Origin of the sequence: Leptolyngbya sp. FACHB-8, from assembly GCF_014695575.1 — a bacterium.
GTDB lineage: Bacteria > Cyanobacteriota > Cyanobacteriia > Elainellales > Elainellaceae > Vacuolonema.
In genome coordinates this window covers 12891-31922 of sequence record NZ_JACJOO010000061.1, presented here as the reverse complement: position 1 = coordinate 31922, position 19032 = coordinate 12891, and the positions used below count along the sequence as shown (strand labels likewise).

Sequence of the window (19032 nt, the reverse complement as noted above, 5' to 3'; positions counted from 1 at the left end):
CTCTAACTGCTCCAGGCTCTCCGTCACCGTGACTTGAAAAGGACGTCCTGTCATCGCCCATCACCTCAAAGAGGACTCTTCTAGTTTGGCGCAGCTTCATATTTGTTTGGTATAAGCCAGGAGTTAGGAAGGGTTATTGAGCAGCAATTCTCAGTATGGGCATCAAAGCCAAGAGTTCACGCCCGTAGGGCGTGAACTCTTGGCTTTAATGCCCGAGAACCGCGCGCCTTTGGCGCGCGGTTCTCGGGCCTGATTTCAAAATGAGAATTGCTGGTTATTGAGGCATAAGGTGCCTCAATTTTGCTAGATGAGATGTTCTAACCACCGCCATCAACAGAACTGAGAGTATTGCCAAATCAAGTATCTTCTTCCGTGGCACCCAGTGCCAGCAGGACTGCTTTTTGCGCAGCAGTAATCCCCGTGACGCCAGCAATATTCATGCCTTCATAGGGGCGGGTTGGGCGAAAGAGTTTGAGACATTCCCCCGTTTCTGTATCCCAAAGTTGAATGGTTCCGTTGTGGCTGCCTGTTGCCAGGATGGCGTGGGAAGAGGTGATTCCGTTTTCTACTTCGGGGTGGAAGGCGATCGCCGAGCGTACTGACTGGGATGGCACAGACAATACTCGACGGCATTCTCCTGTGGCTAGATCCCATAAGCGCACTGTCTGATCCAGGCTACGACTTGCCAGAAGTGCTCCATCCGGGCTGAAGGCCACAGACCAGACGTTATTTTCATGACCCTTGAAAATTTGCAAGCATTCGCCGGTCGCGACATCCCAGAGCCGTACGGTGGTATCCCCACTACTGGTGGCGAGACGTTGCCCATCCGGGCTGAAGGCAAGACCCTGCACTCGTCCTTCATGGCCCTGTAAGGTATGAATTGGTTCTCGGCGCTCCACTGACCACAACCGGATGGTTTGGTCCTCGCTACTGCTGGCTAGCAATTGACCATTGGGGCTAAAGGCGATCGCCCAAATCCATCCCTGATGTCCTTCCAGAAATGCCGCACAGCGCCCCGTTTCCACTGACCAGATGCGAAGGTTGCAATCATCCCCAGCACTGGCTAACCATTTCCCATCGGGGCTGAAGCTGACAGATTGCGTCCAGTTTGTGTGCCCCTCCAAAACCTTCAGACAATCTCCTGTTTTGGTAGACCACAGCCGCACCGTCGCATCAGCGCTACTGCTGGCCAACAGATGCCCCTGGGGATGGAAGGCAACGGATGTGACCCAACCGCGATGTCCCTGAAGTAATCTCTGGCAGGTTCCTTCTTTCATTGCCCAGAGGCGAATGGTCTGATCGGTGCTACCAGAGGCGAGCAGATGCCCCTGGGGATGGAAAGCGACGGAAAAAATGGAGTTGGTATAGCCCTTCCAGGTCCGTAGACACTGGCCGTTACGCAAATCCCAAACCCGAACCGTTTGATCGGCGCTACCGCTGACCAGAATGGACTGTTGGGGATGACAGGTGAGGGAGAAAACGGTGCTAGTGTGTCGCCAGAGGGTCTGCACACATTGTCCACTCGCGGTTTCCCACAGTTTGATAGTGTGATCGTCGCTGCCACTGATCAAGCGTTGGCCATCCGGGGTAAACAGGACGGAACGAACGCGATCGCTATGCCCTTCCATCGTCTTCAGACAGGTTCCCGTGTGGGCATCCCAAAGTTTGAGGGTGCGATCAGCGCTGGCACTGGCTATCCACTGACCATCGGGGCTGAAGGTGGTGGACCAGACACGATCGCCATGTTCTACACCACACCACTGCACTACCCCAGTCGTTGCATCCCAAACCCGAATCGCACCATCACCACTACCACTGACCAACCGTTGACCATCGGCCGAAAAAGCAACACTTAAAATGCGCTGCTCATGGCCTGCCCACTGTTCTACACAGGTTCCACGGTCTAAATCCCAGAGGAACACGGTGGATTCGTCACCACCACTGGCTAAACGATGGGTGATGGGGTCGAAAGCGATCGCCCAAATACTGCTGCGATGCCCGGTGAGTGTTTGTAAACACTGCCCCGTGTTCGTATCCCAGATGCGAATGGTTTTGTCACTGCTGCAACTGGCGAGCAAACTGCCATCAGCGTTGAAGGCGATCGCCCACACCCAACCCTGATGCCCCGTTAGCCCGAATAGCAAACTGCCTTCTGCACCCTGCCAGAGCCGCAATCCCCCTTCTGCATCTCCCGTTGCCAATAACCGACCATCTGGACTGAACGCGGTGCAAAAAACAATACCCTGAGTTTCCGCAAAGAGAGAATGGGATAAGTCAGAACCCGAGACGTTAACGCGATGTAATTGAACCTGTTGAAGATCCGCCTGCCAAAGCACCAATTGAGATAAGTCGTAATCTCTTAAAATAGGTTGCAGTTGACAGAGTAGATTCAATACATTACCTCCGGCATACCCGACATTTAACGCAGGTTTACCACGCAACTGAGTCAAGAGTTGTAACAGGCGATCGCTTAATGAGGTGACGCCTAATTCCAAGGTGAGACGATGGATAATGGGTGCCAGAATAAGCCGTATTTGTGTATTCAGTAGATCATCTTTGGATTGCGTTTTGAGTAAGGAGTGATGCTTGATTAAGCAATATCCTTGCCCGTCTGCAATCTGTAGGCCATCCTGAATTTCGTGGCATATTTGCATGACCAGGCGATCGCTCATGTACTCCATGACAATCGGCTGTAGCGAGAAGAGATTGGCTTGTTTTTGAATGAGCGATCGCTGCTCCAATGATTCCAGTGCATCAATCAACTGCTGCGGTGGAACGGGTGGAAAAATATCTGCTCGTAACTCGCTAAATGTTGCAGACTCCCGATAAATGGCCAACCAATACAACACTGTTCTATCGAGAATGGATAGCCGTTCGTACTGCTGATCTAATAAAGTTCGCAGGTTGCCAAATACTAATGCTTGTTCTTGCAGAAAATCGTGAATATTGCCATCAAATAACGTCTGGATTGTGCTGGGGATCAACTTTAAAGCCAGGGGATTGCCAGAATAGCGCTGAATGAGCTCGTCCCAATCTGCATCAGCCCCTTGTAAAGTCCCTTTGAGTTGCAACAGGTTGCGGGCTCCGGTCGGATCTAAGCCACCTAAGGAGAGCGATCGCACCGGCATTTCCCCTTCCATGAGCGACACTTCGGGCGGTTTCTCCCGGCTCGTCAGCAGTAGGCTGCTTTGATGGCGAGTCTTGCCCATCTGCAAAAATAAGGTTCCATAGTTGCCATACCCGTCTCGATACCCCCCTGAGCCCTGGGGAGACCGGGCACTGCCCTGCAAAATACTTTCCACATTGTCGAGAACCAGCAGGCAGCGGTGCGATCGCAAATAACTCAGCAGCTTGCTCATGCGCTGTTCTAAGGGTTGGTCATGGCGCTCTTGTCCATTTGAGAGCACATGCAGCACGTCAGCCAACCAATCCTCCAGCGGAGGGGCATTGTGGAGCGATCGCCAGACCACCCATTCAAACTGCTCCTGAAGCTGTTCTACCAGTCGGATCGAGAGGGTCGTTTTACCCATGCCCCCCATCCCCAGCACGGCAACAACCCGGTTTCGTTCCTCCACAATCCAGGATTGTAACTGTGCGATCTCACGCTCCCGCCCATAGAAATGGATGACCTCAACGGCATCTCCCCAATCCTGCCGATGTAGCAATGGAGGTGATGTCAGGGTTTCTACATCAGCGACGGTAGCGATCGCCTGAGCGGATGCTGAAGTGGCCGCAAGGGGTGGAATGATCGGAGGAGAAGCCGATGTCGCTAAAAACCGACGTTCGATCGCCGCTCGAAAGCTTGTTTTTGTAACCTTTTCTCCCAGTACTTCCGATAGCAACTTCCACAGCTTTGGCCCCACATCGTGTTTTAAGTAGGTCGATGAATAGCCGTAAGAGTCCGCAATCTGGTCATAACTCAACCGCTGCCAGGACCAGGACTCGCGTAGCATGGCCCGCTGGAGATCGCTCAGGTGTAACCCTGTCTTGGCGGCCACCAATGTATCAGTAAAGGTAAGAATCTGTTCTACATCATCCATGGACAAGAGCGACGCAAAACGGCAAGTTTAACCTGAAGAAAACTAGAGATTTTTAGAATTTTTTTCAAATGGCATTAAAGATGTTTAAGTATCAAATCCTTTCGGAATTTAGGAGTGAAAAGATACAGGCGTACACTTTTCTCTAAGGCACTGAACGATGTAGGGTCATCTTAAAAATCTCGGTTCTATCGCCTGAATGTCGAAAGTTGTCATGGCCTACTGCAACGTCATCAGCATACACGAAACCATCCGTAATAGAAGGGCTTGTCATGCTTGAAAGACTCCCAGGATTGTGGAACACCTTGTTACGCTGGCTGCTCAAGCGCATTGTCTTGGTGCTGATGCTACTGTTTTGTATTGGAGCGGGAATTGCTCTCTCCAATATGTCACGCCTATCTTCCAATCTGATTGAATCCCAAGCGGTTATAAACGCTAAACTTTACATTCAAACTTTTAACCAAGCTATCGATCTCTACAGCGAATCGGCGGCCGATCGCGCCAAAGTCGTGAATGGGATTTCTGTCACCCACGCTTACCTCAACAAAAAGGGTGGGATTCCCTTACCCTCAACCTTTGCAATTGAGCTGGGGCAACAGGTTAGCGACGAAAACCACGATTTATCTGTGCGGTTTTTCAGCGACTATCCGTTCCCGTGGCGGAAAAAAACTGGGGGTGCGAAGGATGCCTTTGAGCACGAAGCGCTCGCCTATTTGCGCCAGCATTCTAAAGAAACTTATGTACGGTTTGAGCAGCACAATGGTGGTACTTTCCTGCGCTATGCCGAGCCCAGTATTATGAAACCCAGTTGTGTCACCTGCCACAACACCCACTTAGACAGTCCCAAAACCGATTGGCAAGTAGGTGACGTGGCAGGTGTCTGGGAAATCAGCCAGCCTTTGAATAGCCTCGTAACCAAGGTGAAGCACGACCTGCGGGAAACGTCCCTGATGCTGGGCGGGATCTCGGTGCTGGGGCTATCGGGCTTGACGTTGGTGATTGGCAAACTGCGGGAGACCGCACGGGAATTGGAAGGTCGGGTGCGTGAACGGACAGCGGATCTGGCTCAGGCCAATACAGATTTAGCGAAACGCAACCAACTGATCCGGCAAGTATTTGGGCGCTATCTTAGCGACGAAGTGGTGGTGAAGTTGCTGGAGAGCCCGGAGGCATTGAAGCTGGGGGGCGATCGCCGCAACATTACCATCCTCACCTCTGATCTCCGGGGCTTCACGGCTCTGTCTGAACGTTTGCCGCCCGAGGAAGTGATCAATGTCCTCAATCTCTATCTGGAATACATGGCGGATGTCATCAACAAATACCAGGGCACCATCGATGAATTCATGGGTGATGGCATTCTGGTGTTATTTGGGGCACCCACACCACGCCAGGATGATGCCTTACGAGCGGTAGTCTGTGCTGTTTCCATGCAGTTAGCAATGGGAGCCGTCAATGAACACATGCGTATTCTGGGGATGCCGCCTTTGGAAATGGGCATCGGCATCAATACTGGGGATGTGGTGGTTGGCAATATTGGCTCCGAAAAGCGCACGAAGTATGGCATTGTCGGCAATCAGGTGAATCTGACCTACCGGATCGAGTCATTTACCTGCGGCGGCCAGATCTTAATTTCGGAACAAACCTTGCGAGCGGCAGGCTCCAGTGTCCGCATTGGTAACCAACGTCAGGTACAGATGAAGGGTGTGAAGGGCTCTGTCACTCTCTATGAAGTGTACGGCGTTGCTGGGTTCCACAATTTGTACTTGCCCAGAATGGAGGAAGTTTTCGTTGCGCTAACAGAGGCACTGCCCCTACATTTCATCGTATTGGATGGAAAAGCTATGGGCGGAGAAGTCTTCCAGGGAAAGTTGATGCGTCTGTCTCCTAAGGGGGCGGAGGTGGCGATCGCTCCCACAGCCCTTCAGCACCTCTCTGAATTTGCCAATCTTAAGCTAAATCTTTTCATGGGCTCTGAATCTGTTGCCCAGGATGATATTTACGCCAAAGTTGCCGGTGTAAATCCCGACCAGAGTACCATTACTCTGCAATTCACCGCTGTTCCACCTAGGGTTCAGGAAGCCTTAGCGACGCTCTATCAATCCTGCTCGGTCTAATATCATGTCGGGTTAAATGCCAATGCCAAAAATTGGCATTGGCATTTAACCTTACTTGTTATAACGCTGAGGAAACTTCTGTGGGGCACAAGCAGCGGAAAAAGTGATCCCTTCGGGAAACCTAAGTTTCCCGAAGGGATCACTTTTCTAAAGGTAAGCTCTAGTCAAACAGGTTTTTGCTTTCGGTGCCCAGCAGGCTTGGAGCCGTCAAGTGGGCTTGAATGTTGAGAATGGGTTGATGGGCGATCGCAGGTAGCACGGTTCGAGCCTGGCTGGTAAGTGCCACCGTGGTTGCATCATAAGTCTGGGTTACCAACTTAGGATAAATCCCGATACCAATAATGGGAACCAGCAAACAGAGCGCGATAAAGGCTTCTCGGGGCTTAGCATCCAGTAGTGAGAACTGTTGCAGCTCAGGATTGCTGTTGCCGTAGAAAACTCGACGTAACATAGACAGCAGGTAAATCGGAGAGAGAATAACCCCAACCGCTGACAGCAGCACCACGATCGCCTTAAACGAGGTGCTATAGGCATCGCTGCTGGTGAAGCCCAGGAAGATAGTCAGCTCACCGACAAATCCACTCATACCGGGAAGAGCCAGGGATGCCATAGATCCTGCGGTGAAGAGAGCAAACACCGTTGGCATTTGCTTGGCCATTCCACCGAGCTTGTCCATTGATAACGTGTGGGTGCGCTCGTAGGTGACTCCAGCCAGGAAAAACAGTGCTGCAGCAATTAATCCGTGCGAAATCATCTGCAGGACGGCACCGCTAACCCCCAACGTGGTGAAGGAAGCAATACCAATCAGCACGAAGCCCATGTGAGCAATGGATGAGTAGGCCATGCGGCGCTTCAGATTGTCCTGAGCAAAGGCCGTGAGTGAGGCGTAAACAATGTTGACGACACCCAAAATGGCTAACACTGGAGCAAAGTAAGCATGAGCATTGGGCAGCATTTCCATGTTCATGCGCAGCAGACCATAACCGGCCATCTTCAGAAGAACGCCTGCCAGAACCATCGAGACCGGAGCCGGTGCTTCACTGTGGGCATCGGGCAACCAGGTGTGCAGCGGGAAGATGGGTAACTTGACGCCAAAGGCTAGCAAAAACGCCGCATACATGACCAGCTCGAAGCCAAGGGAATAGGATTTTAGCCCCAACTCCTGCATGCTGAAGGTGACGTCGCCACCGTAGAAGGCCATTGCAAGCGCAGCAACCAGAATGAAGATGGAACCAGCGGCCGTGTAGAGAATAAACTTTGTGGCAGCGTAGAGGCGCTTTTCCCCACCCCAGTTCGCAATGAGTAAGTAAACCGGGACCAGCTCCAATTCCCACATCAGGAAGAACAACAGGAGATCCTGAGCGGCGAACACTCCAATCTGGGCGCTGTACATCACCAGCATCAGGAAGTAGAACAGCCTTGGCTTATCCTTAATTTGCCAGGAGGCCAGTAGTGCCAGAGTTGTAACCAGTCCAGACAGAATGACCAGAGGCATGGACAGTCCATCAACTGCCAGAGACCAGTGCAGGCCGATTTGAGGAATCCAGTTGTAATTTTCAACCAGTTGGAAGCCAGGGTTGCTCAGATCGTAATGCTTCCAGAAGGCATAGAGCATGAGGGAGAATTCTGTCAGGCCGGCCGCGAGGGTGTACCAGCGAACGGTCTTACCGTACTTATCAGGCAATACCGGAATAGGCAGTGCGGCGAGTACGGGGAAGAGAATCAGTGCCGTTAACCAAGGAAAGTGTGTACTAATCATGGAAGCCTACCCAAGGACTTTGCATTTGTAGAGAACATGGGCTGCAAGAAAAAATCCTGTTAGCAACCGGGGTCTGTCTGTGAAGAGGCAGACTGAGAGACGTAGCTAAAACGGTGAAGAACTCGATAGTCACTAGCATGTAGGGCAATAGACCGCTCTAGAGAAGGGATAACCTCAGATGTCAACGTCTCTCAAAGAACAAACAACCACGAAGCAGTGAGAATTTTTACCTATTCCAATAATACCCCGATTGTTAAGTTTGTTAAACATATCTTTCGTTTTTATACCCATTTATTCATCCGTAATTTCTCGATATCCCGACAAAGCCATAACTATTTATCTACTCTTGATGGAACATTCATTCATTTTTGTCTTTGGTGTTTTGATTCCTAAAAGTGCTGAAACTTCCTTCAGATAAGGTCTCTAGCCCTAAATTGGAAGGTTTTGGGTTGGGAGGCGAGGCCCTACTTTGTTTCGGAAAGATGAGTTAAATGTCCAGTGTTGGTTATATTTCTCTACATAAATGTGGGCTTTTCCTCCAGGCACCTCTGTATTAGGGTCAATACTCTAGAGCTTGCTGGTAAACTTTAAGTGAGTGGCTGAATCTCACCTATCTGGGTGATGACGGTTTGATATTTGAATTTCAGTATCAAAAAAGAGTGGGTGAAGTGCTGAACACTTCACCCACTCTTTTTTGAACTTTTCAACCTAAAGTTGTGGCTACCTACAACCCCTCTATGAGGGTTGAGTCGTAGAGCTTGTCTGCATTGACGGGAGTGTTGATTAAAGAGATCTCTTCGCTGGTCTTAACGGCAAATCTCAGGCTATCCATCACATTGAGTGGATCGCGAGAGTTAAAGACGATGGATTTGTTTTCTGCAACATCAAAAAGGTGAACGGTTGCAAGTTGGTTCAGTACAGCTGATGGCTCAACTCCTAGTTTTTTTGCAACGATCGCATTTGTCTCACCAGAATTACTCCGAACCTCCTTTACCCCACGATCGACGGCACGAATGAAGGCGCGAATTTCCTCCTGTCGAGCTTGAATGACTTCTTCTTTGCCGACCAAACCGACAGGAATGATGTTGGAACCTTTAGAGCTGAACACAATGCTCCCCTTCCCGTCTTTTGCCGCTGTGCTCAAATAGGGTTCATAGGTGACCGCTGCATCAATTTGACCCGCAGTAAAAGCCGTCGCTGCCGCCGCCGCTGGGAGAATCTGCAAGGTAACATCCTTCTCAGTCAGGCCTCCTTGTTCCAAATACTTGCGCAGGAGCAATGCTTGCAGGGGAAGACTTTCCCAGGCGATCGCCCTTCCCTTCAAATCTTCAGGGCCCTGAACATTCCGAGCCAGAATTCCATCAGCCCCATCAGAATAGTCGGATAACATGATGAGCCGTAATGTGGGATCTTGACTGGCCATGACCACCACATCGGGCCCTCCAGTCCAGGCTAGATCCAGCTTGCCAGCTAGAAGCCTCGTATTAACATCTGTCGCAATTTGGAAGTAGGTATCAGTAACTTCTACCCCCTCCTCTCGAAAGAAACCTTTTTCTAGGGCTACATAATAGCCTGCAAACCCAGGCCAGGGAGATGAACCAACAACCAAAGGAGGATTAGTAGATTCTGAAGGGGCCTGGCCATTACAGGCTACTAGAATAGCAGCGGTCGCAATGGCTAACCCAACAAACGCCACTACACGGCGCAGCAGTTGGTTCAGCATGAGGAGGGTTTAGGTAAGTAATAACGATGGCTTTAGGGTAAAACTCCGCTATGCGCCTCTCGATGATGGCATGGGACTTTAAATAGCAGTGCTCTCAACTACTTAAAAAAGCCATCTCTATCTCCCAACTGCATAGAAATGACTGCTATGGGATGAATCGCATGGGAAGTGAGATGCAATACCTGTATCTATACTCACATAAGTCTTCTCTTGTTCCCAGACACCTTCACTTTCCCAGCAATTCTCAGTATGGGCATCAAAGCCAAGAGTTCACGCCCTACGGGCGTGAACTCTTGGCTTTGATGCCCGAGAACCGCGCGCCAAAGGCGCGCGGTTCTCGGGCCTGATTTCAAAATGAGAATTGCTGTCACTTTCCTCCTGCTTAAAGCATAAATAAAACTTGAGCGGCACAAAGCTAGCGTCGGGGTTTGTATTCTTAGGCAAAAAACAGTACAGCTTTAAACCATAATTGGCATACTGAAGCGAAGTTACCTGGGACGGTTCAACCATGAAACACACCTACGTACTGACCCTGGCTCTAGCATTTCCCTTAGGGACGGCAGAGGCAAATGCGCCATTGAACCTCCCACTTTTGACAACTGCCCCGGCTCTAGCTCAGCAAGTTCCAGAGGGAGTTCAGGTTGTGCGAGGCGATCGCTGGTCTTTCGCTATACCTCAAGACTGGCAGGCAACTCAATACGCGTCGCCAAATATCGGCAATGTCTCGTTAGTCGCTCAATACGAGTCACCCGATGGAGCCATCTTTGTCAACATGGTGACGGAACCTTATCCGGGTGATGCGACTTCTTATCTAGAGCTGAACCTGCAAAATATGCAAACCTTCGGCTTTGTGATTCACTCTCAGAAGCCAATAATGATGGGTTCCCTGGCTGGAGCCGAGGTCGAGTCATCACTGCCAGAAATAGGCATTCGGGTGTTACAACGATTTGCGATCGCTAACCAAACCGGATACGTCTTAACCTGCCGTACGCTTGAAGACGCATTTTCTGAGTACCGTAGCCAGTGCAGTCAGATTCTTAACACCTTGCAGGTTAATCCATGAACTCGCCAGTTTCGGGTTTTGCCTCAATCAAGAAGAGAGGTGGACGCAAAGCTTCCACCTCTTTTCTTGATTGAGGCAGTTTCAGGTCTTGCTTAATCTATTGAGGAGAGGCGGACACAAAGTGCCCATCTCCCTTTTTGATTGAAGCAGTTTCAGGTCTTGCCGAGTTTAGTAAAGAGAGGTGGACGCAAAGCGCCCACCTCTCTTCCAGGTTGCGTGATCGTGTTCAGCGCTGCTTACTTTTCGGGTAACTCGTACTGGCCCACAATTCGCTTGGCGAACTCAGGCACATGAGCCGCTAACTTCTGCGGGTAGTTACGGCGTACAAATAGATAATTGCGGGTGAAATGGGAGTCAATGGAAAAACGGGCATATTCCAACCCTTTAGGTCCAATTCTCTCAATGAACACTCCCATGAGCTTGGCTGCCCACATCGGTAAAGTGACACCCTTGTCGTAAGCAGGGATGCTTTGTTGTACAGCGGCTTTGCGATCGCCCTTCGACATCACGGGCTGTGTCTCGATCAGCTCATTTACCAGATCCAACATTTCCTGCCCAGTCTCGTTTCGCACCACAAGCCACTGCCAACCGAAAGGCGCACCCATGTACCCCACCACCAGATCCGCCAGGGAATTGACGTAATCAAAGCAACTCATGCACGAGGGAGCAAACACATCCTTTAGTTGATTCGTTTTCAGGCCAAAGAAAGGCACCGTCTCGACAGAACCATCCTCATGCTTGAAGTGAACCCGGAAATCTTGCATGAACTCGTAGTACACCACAGTTTCGGGCGATCGGCTGGTTGTGTCGAGAAACTTTTGGAGCCCAGCGCGGGTTACGTTGTCCACACAAGGGGTTCCCAATACATACAGCTTCTCTAGCCCCAGTTTGTCTTGCACCGCTCGCAATGCCTGAATTTGGCAGCCTACGCCGATGACTAACAGCCGCTTCATCCCAGACTGCTCCACCTGCTCCAGCACCGACAGGTTAGGGGAAAGGGTTGGCTTATTGACCCGGGCCGCGAGGATTTCCTCCGGCGTGCGCGCGATAACAGGCATGGGTTGAAAGCGATCTTCTTTCGTGTTTTGCACACAGACCACCCCTTCCACCATGCCCCGCTTTAGCATCTCGATGGCGATTGTGCTGACAATTCCCGTCCACTGAGCACCTGGAATCGGCTCTATTTTGCGAGCCGCCATCATGGTTTTTTGTACGCCAAAGTAGAGCTCGTCAGGGTTGTCGAGATCGCGCGATCGCCCATGAGACGTCTGTTCCAGGTTGTCAAATTGTTGGTTCAGGAAGGCACAGGCTTCCTTGACGTAATGAATGTAGTGAGTGTCACAAAAGCCACATTCACTGCAGAGTTCTTTAGCAGGACGGACGCTGCCCGGTTTTAGAGCTTTCGCTTTTTGGTGGGCCTTAGATGGGGTAGGTTCCGGGTGAATTGCTGTCATTGAAAGGTATTTATGAATCCGGTTTAAAGCTGCTCGTCTATAGACCACAATACCCCAGAGCTAGAACCATCATCTTAGAGGCTGTTTGAAAAGTTGATTTTTTATGCGCTGTACCCACAGAAAATCAACTTCTCAAACGGCCTCTGGCTTTCGTAGCGTCAGATCAGAATAAGCTTAAGCTCACATTTCTATGGGTAGAGAGCGTACACAAGAATGAAAGCTTTGCGAGGGAGGTAGGCAAACCTTCTCTCTCTAATAAGAAATGCAACTGTAACTGCGTGTAACCAACTCCAAAGAATTGAATCAAGCGATGCAGAGATCAAAATGTGCGTGTTAGGGTGCGAGTAATTTCATGGCCGTTTTCCTTGGGCTTTTCCAAAAGCTCCCATGATTTTGGGTGCTTACGCCTCATATTTGAGCTTGGGAAGGCCCTCTTTATTTCTGTTCATCCTTTACACATTCCCATACTCAGGAGGACGCTGATGGCTCTACAAATTCCCCCCAACCCTCCATCCATCTCGCCCAGTCAGATGAATCTGTTACGGATTATTGCCTCGATGGCCTGGTCGGATGGAAACCTGGCTGACGAAGAAGTGGATCTGATGCTCGATCGCTTTAGTGGAATGTTTGCTGCTGACGCGCCCCAACAAGATGCACTGCGTCAAGAACTGCGGGATTATTTGATGCAAAATATTCCTTTGAGTGAATTGATCCCACGGCTTCAAACGAGCGCAGAGCGGGAGCTAGTACTCCGGCTTGCCTATGAAGTGATCCATTCCAGTGCTCGTACGCCAGACGAGGATTTGGTGAACGCGGATGAGGCAGCTGCCTACCGTGAATTGGTCGGACTTCTAGGCTTTGCCCCAGAAACTGTCGAACGGATTCAGGCAGAGGCTCTAACATCTTCAGAGTCAGGAGCCAGTTTGGTTGAACTCCTATCCCAACAGCTTGAAGAGTTTATCCATCGCTAAAAGTTATTTAGCTATTTTAGAGGATGTTTGAAAAGTTCCGAGAAGCTTGATTTTTTGTACGTGTAGCACACAAATCAAGTTCTCAAATACCCTTCTAAAAAGTTGGTTTTTGGGGTGTAAGCATCCGAAGAACCAACTTTTTATTTAGTTGATATAACCTGACACAACGGAGGTAGGACAGGATATTGTGAACAGCCACGCTGCACGTAGCTGTCCAAAAATATTCTTCCTGCTTTTAAATATATAGTTCTACTCAGTACGAAACAAAGAAGAGAACTACCTTCAAAATCCAGATTTTTTTGTCGTGAGGGCTTCGCTTTTATCACGGGAAAATCTGGATTTTAGAGGTTTTGTTCTGTACTGAGATAGCGCTACAACAATCAACATAATTTAGGGCAAATATTTATATTTGTAAATTTGGATTCTCCTTCTAAAGGAGTGAGTTTTGTGGTTAAAACAGACACAAAATCAATCTTCTAAACGATAGGGTTGAGGTTATAAGGCGGTGATAGAGCCTTTACTAGGGCGAGAGTGAGGACTCTACCTAATTCTTTCCTTTTTCTGTTATTTGGTAGGCGATCGCGAAATATTCAGATAAGGATTGAAAACTATTGAGAATCTTTTGAACGGAAAAAGGAAGAAAAACAAAATCAGATTTTCATAACAATGTGTGGAAAGACTCGTTCTGTATGGGTTTAGCCCATTAGTTCCCTATTTCAATGCAGGAATAATGGAAACACATTCAGTGTTCGAAGATGAGTCTTTGTCCATGTCTTTTTCTCACAGCCACGTTCTAGTTTTAGGACAACCATCTGATGACCTGCAGCGACTCGTTTCCGTGTTAGCTCGTCTTCGATGCTCGACAGAAATTGCAGATTCCCCTGCTCAGATGATGCTCAAAGCGCAAAGAGCTCCCGCTCATCTGGTTATTCTGTCAGGACAACACCATTGGTCTGTCAACCTGGTGCACGACCTGCGAACCCTTGCCAATACTCGTCAGGCGACAATTGTCGTCCTTACTGATTGCCATGCTCCTAGTTGGATGCCTTTAGAAGAAACCCCCGGATTGGACGGTTTTCTGGTTAAGCCTCTCAGCAACGACGTCGTGACTTCCCTTGTACAATCGGCATGGGCACGACGATCCTGTTGCCATGAGATCTGACGTATGGAATTTGCTCCGCTTTATCCATTAATTCAGCCTGCGCTAAAGTCTGTTTTTCCCTCATGCCTTTGGGAAGGCTGTGGTGAGAGTAAGACGATCGCTCTCACCTTTGATGACGGCCCTCACCCCCGCTATACCCCTGCTTTATTAGAATGTTTGGACAAACACCAGGTAACGGCCAGCTTCTTTTGGTTGGGTCAGTGTATTGAACGAGCTCCCCAAGTTGCTCGAACTGCTTACGACCAGGGTCATTGGGTTGGGCTCCATGGCTATACCCACCGCTCCTTTCCCTGGCTCTCAACGACCGAGCTAAAGCAATCACTGGAGCAGACTCAAGAGGCGATCGCTCAGGCTTGTCAGCTAGACCCCGCTTACGTTGCCCAACATGTTCGTGATGTGCGTCCGCCCAATGGGTTCTTTACTCCACAAATTCTCACTCAATTGCATAGTTGGGGATACCGTCCAGTGATGTGGAGCGTTGTGCCAGAAGATTGGGTACGCCCTGGAGTTGAAGTCATCGTGAATCGTATTCGTAATCAGATCCGAGACGGCTCGCTCATTGTGCTACACGATGGTTATCACGGCGGCGAAGATGTTGTGGCGATCGTCGATCGAATTGTCCCCATGCTCCGGGATGCTGGCTATGAGTTTGTCACCGTTAATCAGCTCTGGCAGGTGCAGCCTAGTCGTGCTTCTCTTAACCCTCTGACTTAATGTTCATAGGGTTTATGCAGCCCATTTACATCGGAATCTTGAATGGTTGTTGAAAGCTGGGTGAGCTGCATCCACTCCGAATTTCAACAACCATTTCACAATTAATGCACAGCCCGGTTTCTATTAGTTCGGACAGTTTTTCTGAAACCGTTGATTTTGCGTGCGCGAAGCGCACGCAAAATCAACGGTTTCAGAAAAACTGTCCAGAGTATTGTTGAAATTTACCTGACATGATTCCATCTGACATTAGCCAGAGGAAGCCGGGGTGGTCATCTTCCAATAAAAATACACCACTTAGGAGATTTCCAGATAAGAACTTCCCCATTTTTTGGAAAGAGGACGCGGCGAAGCCGCGTCCTCTTTCCAAAAAATGGAGATATTGTTTTTCAGAAACCTCCTTAAATGGGCATTTCTGAGAGCAATGCGATGCCTTATCGCAGAATGCCATTAACCCAGACTAAGGTTTGTTTAGATTGATATTCCGCCAAACCTAAAGAGAGCCCTAAGAGTAGAATGCCATTACGATACTCCCAGCTATGCTGAGATGGTATCGGCATCATTCACGAAGAGGCTCAGGTGCAAGCTACTTGAACATGCAATGCCTACGGGCCTTTCACCTGGTTCTACATCACTAGGCCCAAGCGTGTGTATCATTCCAGTGCCCCCTATTCATGACTTTTTTCCAAGCCAACCGGATGCATTGAGGCTAAAACTGTGCTGCCTCCTGTTATTAGCGAACAAGATATTTTTCCCTTCAAATTCTGGTTTGACGGCAATATCCAGGATGGGATGTACTACCGCAACGAGCTTTACTACCGGCTCTACACGGTTAACATCAGTCGACGAGCCAGACTCTTTCACTATGGCTGCAAACTCGCTAGTCATAGCACGTTGGTACTAACCACTAACCTCCGAGACTGTAGCATTTGGGTTAGCCTACGTGGGCAAACGGCCAGTAGTTTTGGCTCGGCAGTGGGCTTGCCGTCCTTTGAAGAGTTTTTGGCCGGAGCCGAGCAAGCGGTGGCTGACAACCAGACTTAGCATGACTCTCGTCCTGCCAGAGAATTGAGAGCCTTTTGGTCTGCCACCCAACCAGAGCCGAGAGAAAAGCAGGGGTTTTGTGTACAGAAGACACAAAAGGGTGCATAGCCTTGCTAGAACCTCTGTTCTGGAAGGTATATTAAGGTATGTGAAGCAGTCTCAGCGATCGCCCATTTATGCCGTTTATTCATAGTCCCAAGCCCTGGCAACTGCCTGAACGATTGGTCACCTCAGAGTCGACGTTCTTTAATCGACGCCAGTTTATTAAAGGCTTAGTTGGAGCGGGAATTGCAGGGGCCGCCTTACCGCTGGTCGGTTGCCAATCAGGCCAGAATGCTGACAATCCAGTCGTTGGTGTTCGCAACCTTGCGGCCATGCTCAATGAGCAGTTCCGAGACCCAGGCCGACCCCTCACCAATGAAATGCTGGCAGCTAGCTATAACAACTTTTATGAGTACGGCAATTCGAAGCACATCTGGCGGGATGCTCAGGCTTTACAGACCGATCCCTGGCAGGTAGAAGTTAGCGGTCTGGTCAAGAATCCCCGCACCTACGACCTGGATGACCTGCTCAAGCGCTTTCCCCTTGAAGAGCGTATTTATCGCTTCCGCTGCGTGGAAGCCTGGGCTATGGTGGTGCCCTGGCTCGGATTTCCTATGCGCCTCCTACTGGAGGAGGTAGAGCCAACGTCAGCCGCTCGCTTCGTTCGCTTTACCTCCTACTATGACCCGCAGATTACCAAGGGGCCAACATTCCCGCCCTCTCAGTTTTTGCCCTGGCCTTACACGGAGGGTTTACGGGTTGAAGAAATGGCGAATGACCTCGCCTTCTTTGCTGTTGGAATTTACGGCCACACCCTACCCCGGCAACATGGCGCGCCCCTCCGCATGGTAGTGCCCTGGAAGTACGGTTTTAAGGGAGCCAAATCAGTCGTAAAGATTGAATTTATCGATACCCAACCCGCTACCTATTGGAACACGATTAATTCTAACGAGTACAAGTTTGAGTCGAATGTAGAACCGGATGTCCCCCATCCTCGCTGGTCCCAGGCGAAAGAGCGGCTAATTGGCCCCGGCAACAAGTTTGACTGGGAGGAAGTACCGACGCTCCTGTACAACGGCTACGGAGACTATGTCGCGCAACTCTATCAGCGCAGTTAATACATTTGCGTAAAACAGTACCTTCAGTACAAGAGGGATATGGTGTGGGATGTAAAACATTCCACACACACCATATCCCTCTTGTACTGAACCAATTCGCACAGCCTTTATCTCCTGACAAAAATGCCCCCTAAAACAGACCTTAGGAGGTTTCTGCATAAGAATCTACCCAGGATGTTGGTGCTTTGCCCGCTTCGCGGGCAAAGCACCAACATCCTGGGGGTAATTTCATTGTTGGAAATCTCCTTAGGGATATAGTAGGCCGAAATATTATCCAGGCCACACTACGCTTGGACCGAATGACGAACTCAACAGAGATTCTAGAACTTCGACCACTGTATCGACCTGTTGATCCTGCATACCTGGATAAAGAGGTAATGAGAGAACCGTTTGGCTCAACAGTTCAGTCTGAGGAAATTGTTCAGGCTGGTAATCGAGTAATTTGAAGGCAGGTTGCCGGTAAACGGGAACGGGGTAGTGAATGCGTGTTTCAATACCTGCGGTGGCTAAGCCATTCTGAAGCAATGCGCGATTAAGCCGACAGGACTCCGCAATACGAATTACGTAGCGAAAATAAACGTGACCTGTCCCAACCCGATTGGCGATGGGATAAATACCTTTCCCCTGTAAGTATTGCAGCCGTCTGTCATAGTTTTGAGCAAGGCGATAGCGATCGCCATTCCAGCCTGGCAACAGTGGCAGTTTGACCCGCAGAATTGCGGCCTGTAAGGTGTCTAAACAACTACTAACCCCAACCTCAGCATAATGATTTTGACGGGAGGCTCCATAGTTGCGTAGCTGATGAACCCGCTCACTAATCGCAGTGTCACTGGTAACGACGGCCCCTCCGTCTCCAAAGGCCCCTAAACTGAGGGTGGGATAAAAACTAAAGGCAGCAGCGATCCCAACAGAGCCTGCCCGGTAGCCTTCCCGTTCGGCTAGGGGAGCTTGAGCCGCATCCTCAAACACCATTAAGTCATAGGTGCTGGATAGATCCAATATGCGCTGAGGCGAGACCATCTGCCCATACAGGTACACCGGTACAATAGCTCGGGTGCGAGGGGTAATGGCTTTTTCAGCCTCGACTAAGTCAATCAACCCTGTTTCTGCATCGCAGTCTACCAGTATGGGGCGAGCCCCCGTTGCCATGACGCCCAGCACCGTGCCAATAAAGGAATAGGCTGGAACCAGCACTTCATCCCCCTCGCCGATGCCGCAAGCGCGTAAGCCAAGGGTGATGGCGTCCATCCCAGACCCCACCCCAATGCCATAGCGGCATCCCGAGGCGTAGGCAAAGGTTGCTTCAAAATCTTCCACGTCTCGGCCCGGCACAAACTTTCCTTCCTGCCAGACCTGCCGCATCGATTGCTCCAAGTCAAACAGAATGGGCTGATGCTGAAGTTTCAGATCCAGGAAGGGAATCTTACAGGGGGGAAATAAATCTGAGTTACCGCTTTCAGGTAACGGAATCGAGGGCATCGCAACGTGCATGAGTAGGTAGACGAAGCAACAGTCAGGGACAAACTGAAAAACCTGCAGCGCCCTTAAATAGGCTGATTACCTCTATTCTGGATGATCTAGACCAGTCTAGGGGACAGAATCACACTCTGAGGGCAAAAGTCCTGCTAGACGAATTCGTTGAAAGGGCGCATGCCCTGGAATTGGCAGCGTTGTCAGTTGTTGGTCGGGGATAAAGGGCGATCGCCCACCCCAAAAGCATTATGAACTCTTTACACTTCAGGGGGTATCGCTTTTATACGGATCAGTTTGCCCATCTTTCTCAGTAGATTTTCAAAGGATGTTAGAAAAAATCAGAGATAAGCAACTCCTCTGA

General features: G+C 49.9%; 12 protein-coding genes. 7 read left to right on the top strand and 5 right to left on the bottom strand.

The window, feature by feature from the left end; all coding sequences use genetic code 11:
- Positions 1 to 356: 356 nt before the first annotated feature.
- Positions 357 to 4040, bottom strand: coding sequence for an NB-ARC domain-containing protein (locus H6F91_RS15570; protein WP_190772910.1), 3684 nt, complete (start codon positions 4038 to 4040; stop codon positions 357 to 359).
- Positions 4041 to 4309: 269 nt separating this feature from the next.
- Here H6F91_RS15570 and H6F91_RS15565 point away from each other — a divergent pair, with 269 nt between their 5' ends.
- Positions 4310 to 6151, top strand: coding sequence for an adenylate/guanylate cyclase domain-containing protein (locus H6F91_RS15565; RefSeq protein ID WP_190772909.1), 1842 nt, complete (start codon positions 4310 to 4312; stop codon positions 6149 to 6151).
- Positions 6152 to 6311: 160 nt separating this feature from the next.
- On the opposite strand, the gene H6F91_RS15560 is transcribed toward H6F91_RS15565, so the two are convergent.
- Both H6F91_RS15560 and H6F91_RS15555 read right to left on the bottom strand, forming a co-directional pair.
- On the bottom strand, positions 6312 to 7910 hold the full coding sequence (locus H6F91_RS15560; RefSeq protein ID WP_199307857.1) for an NAD(P)H-quinone oxidoreductase subunit 4: 1599 nt from the start codon (positions 7908 to 7910) through the stop codon (positions 6312 to 6314).
- Between the two features lie 724 nt (positions 7911 to 8634).
- On the bottom strand, positions 8635 to 9633 hold the full coding sequence (locus H6F91_RS15555; protein ID WP_190772908.1) for an ABC transporter substrate-binding protein: 999 nt from the start codon (positions 9631 to 9633) through the stop codon (positions 8635 to 8637).
- Between the two features lie 508 nt (positions 9634 to 10141).
- Between H6F91_RS15555 and H6F91_RS15550 the strand changes: the two genes are divergently transcribed.
- Positions 10142 to 10696, top strand: coding sequence for a hypothetical protein (locus tag H6F91_RS15550; RefSeq protein WP_190773254.1), 555 nt, complete (start codon positions 10142 to 10144; stop codon positions 10694 to 10696).
- 236 nt (positions 10697 to 10932) lie between these two features.
- Here the strand turns inward: H6F91_RS15550 and H6F91_RS15545 are convergent, their stop codons facing one another.
- A complete protein-coding gene (locus H6F91_RS15545) occupies positions 10933 to 12150 on the bottom strand; it encodes a Coenzyme F420 hydrogenase/dehydrogenase, beta subunit C-terminal domain (RefSeq protein ID WP_190773253.1) in 1218 nt (405 codons plus the stop codon).
- Positions 12151 to 12632: 482 nt separating this feature from the next.
- Here H6F91_RS15545 and H6F91_RS15540 point away from each other — a divergent pair, with 482 nt between their 5' ends.
- From H6F91_RS15540 to msrP, 5 genes are all read left to right on the top strand, one after another.
- On the top strand, positions 12633 to 13121 hold the full coding sequence (locus H6F91_RS15540; RefSeq protein WP_190773252.1) for a TerB family tellurite resistance protein: 489 nt from the start codon (positions 12633 to 12635) through the stop codon (positions 13119 to 13121).
- Between the two features lie 769 nt (positions 13122 to 13890).
- Positions 13891 to 14283, top strand: a complete 393-nt coding sequence (locus H6F91_RS15535; protein ID WP_190773251.1) for a hypothetical protein — start codon at positions 13891 to 13893, stop codon at positions 14281 to 14283.
- 3 nt (positions 14284 to 14286) lie between these two features.
- Entirely contained in the window at positions 14287 to 14997 is a 711-nt protein-coding gene (locus H6F91_RS15530) for a polysaccharide deacetylase family protein (protein WP_190773250.1), read from the top strand.
- 714 nt (positions 14998 to 15711) lie between these two features.
- Entirely contained in the window at positions 15712 to 16038 is a 327-nt protein-coding gene (locus tag H6F91_RS15525; RefSeq protein WP_190773948.1) for a hypothetical protein, read from the top strand.
- 176 nt (positions 16039 to 16214) lie between these two features.
- On the top strand, positions 16215 to 17198 hold the full coding sequence (gene msrP / locus H6F91_RS15520; protein ID WP_190773949.1) for a protein-methionine-sulfoxide reductase catalytic subunit MsrP: 984 nt from the start codon (positions 16215 to 16217) through the stop codon (positions 17196 to 17198).
- Positions 17199 to 17468: 270 nt separating this feature from the next.
- Here the strand turns inward: msrP and H6F91_RS15515 are convergent, their stop codons facing one another.
- Complete coding sequence (locus tag H6F91_RS15515) at positions 17469 to 18677, bottom strand: DegT/DnrJ/EryC1/StrS family aminotransferase (protein WP_190773950.1); 1209 nt, start codon at positions 18675 to 18677, stop codon at positions 17469 to 17471.
- Between the last annotated feature and the right edge of the window lie 355 nt (positions 18678 to 19032).

Excerpts from the sequence above, each read along its gene's own strand:
- H6F91_RS15540 (WP_190773252.1), top strand. The coding sequence starts at position 12,633 with ATGGCTCTACAAATTCCCCCCAACCCTCCATCCATCTCGCCCAGTCAG.
- H6F91_RS15550 (WP_190773254.1), top strand. The coding sequence starts at position 10,142 with ATGAAACACACCTACGTACTGACCCTGGCTCTAGCATTTCCCTTAGGG.
- H6F91_RS15545 (WP_190773253.1), bottom strand. The coding sequence starts at position 12,150 with ATGACAGCAATTCACCCGGAACCTACCCCATCTAAGGCCCACCAAAAA.
- H6F91_RS15530 (WP_190773250.1), top strand. The coding sequence starts at position 14,287 with ATGGAATTTGCTCCGCTTTATCCATTAATTCAGCCTGCGCTAAAGTCT.
- H6F91_RS15555 (WP_190772908.1), bottom strand. The coding sequence starts at position 9,633 with ATGCTGAACCAACTGCTGCGCCGTGTAGTGGCGTTTGTTGGGTTAGCC.
- msrP (WP_190773949.1), top strand. The coding sequence starts at position 16,215 with ATGCCGTTTATTCATAGTCCCAAGCCCTGGCAACTGCCTGAACGATTG.
- H6F91_RS15570 (WP_190772910.1), bottom strand. The coding sequence starts at position 4,040 with ATGGATGATGTAGAACAGATTCTTACCTTTACTGATACATTGGTGGCC.
- H6F91_RS15560 (WP_199307857.1), bottom strand. The coding sequence starts at position 7,910 with ATGATTAGTACACACTTTCCTTGGTTAACGGCACTGATTCTCTTCCCC.
- H6F91_RS15515 (WP_190773950.1), bottom strand. The coding sequence starts at position 18,677 with ATGCCCTCGATTCCGTTACCTGAAAGCGGTAACTCAGATTTATTTCCC.
- H6F91_RS15535 (WP_190773251.1), top strand. The coding sequence starts at position 13,891 with ATGTCTTTTTCTCACAGCCACGTTCTAGTTTTAGGACAACCATCTGAT.
- H6F91_RS15565 (WP_190772909.1), top strand. The coding sequence starts at position 4,310 with ATGCTTGAAAGACTCCCAGGATTGTGGAACACCTTGTTACGCTGGCTG.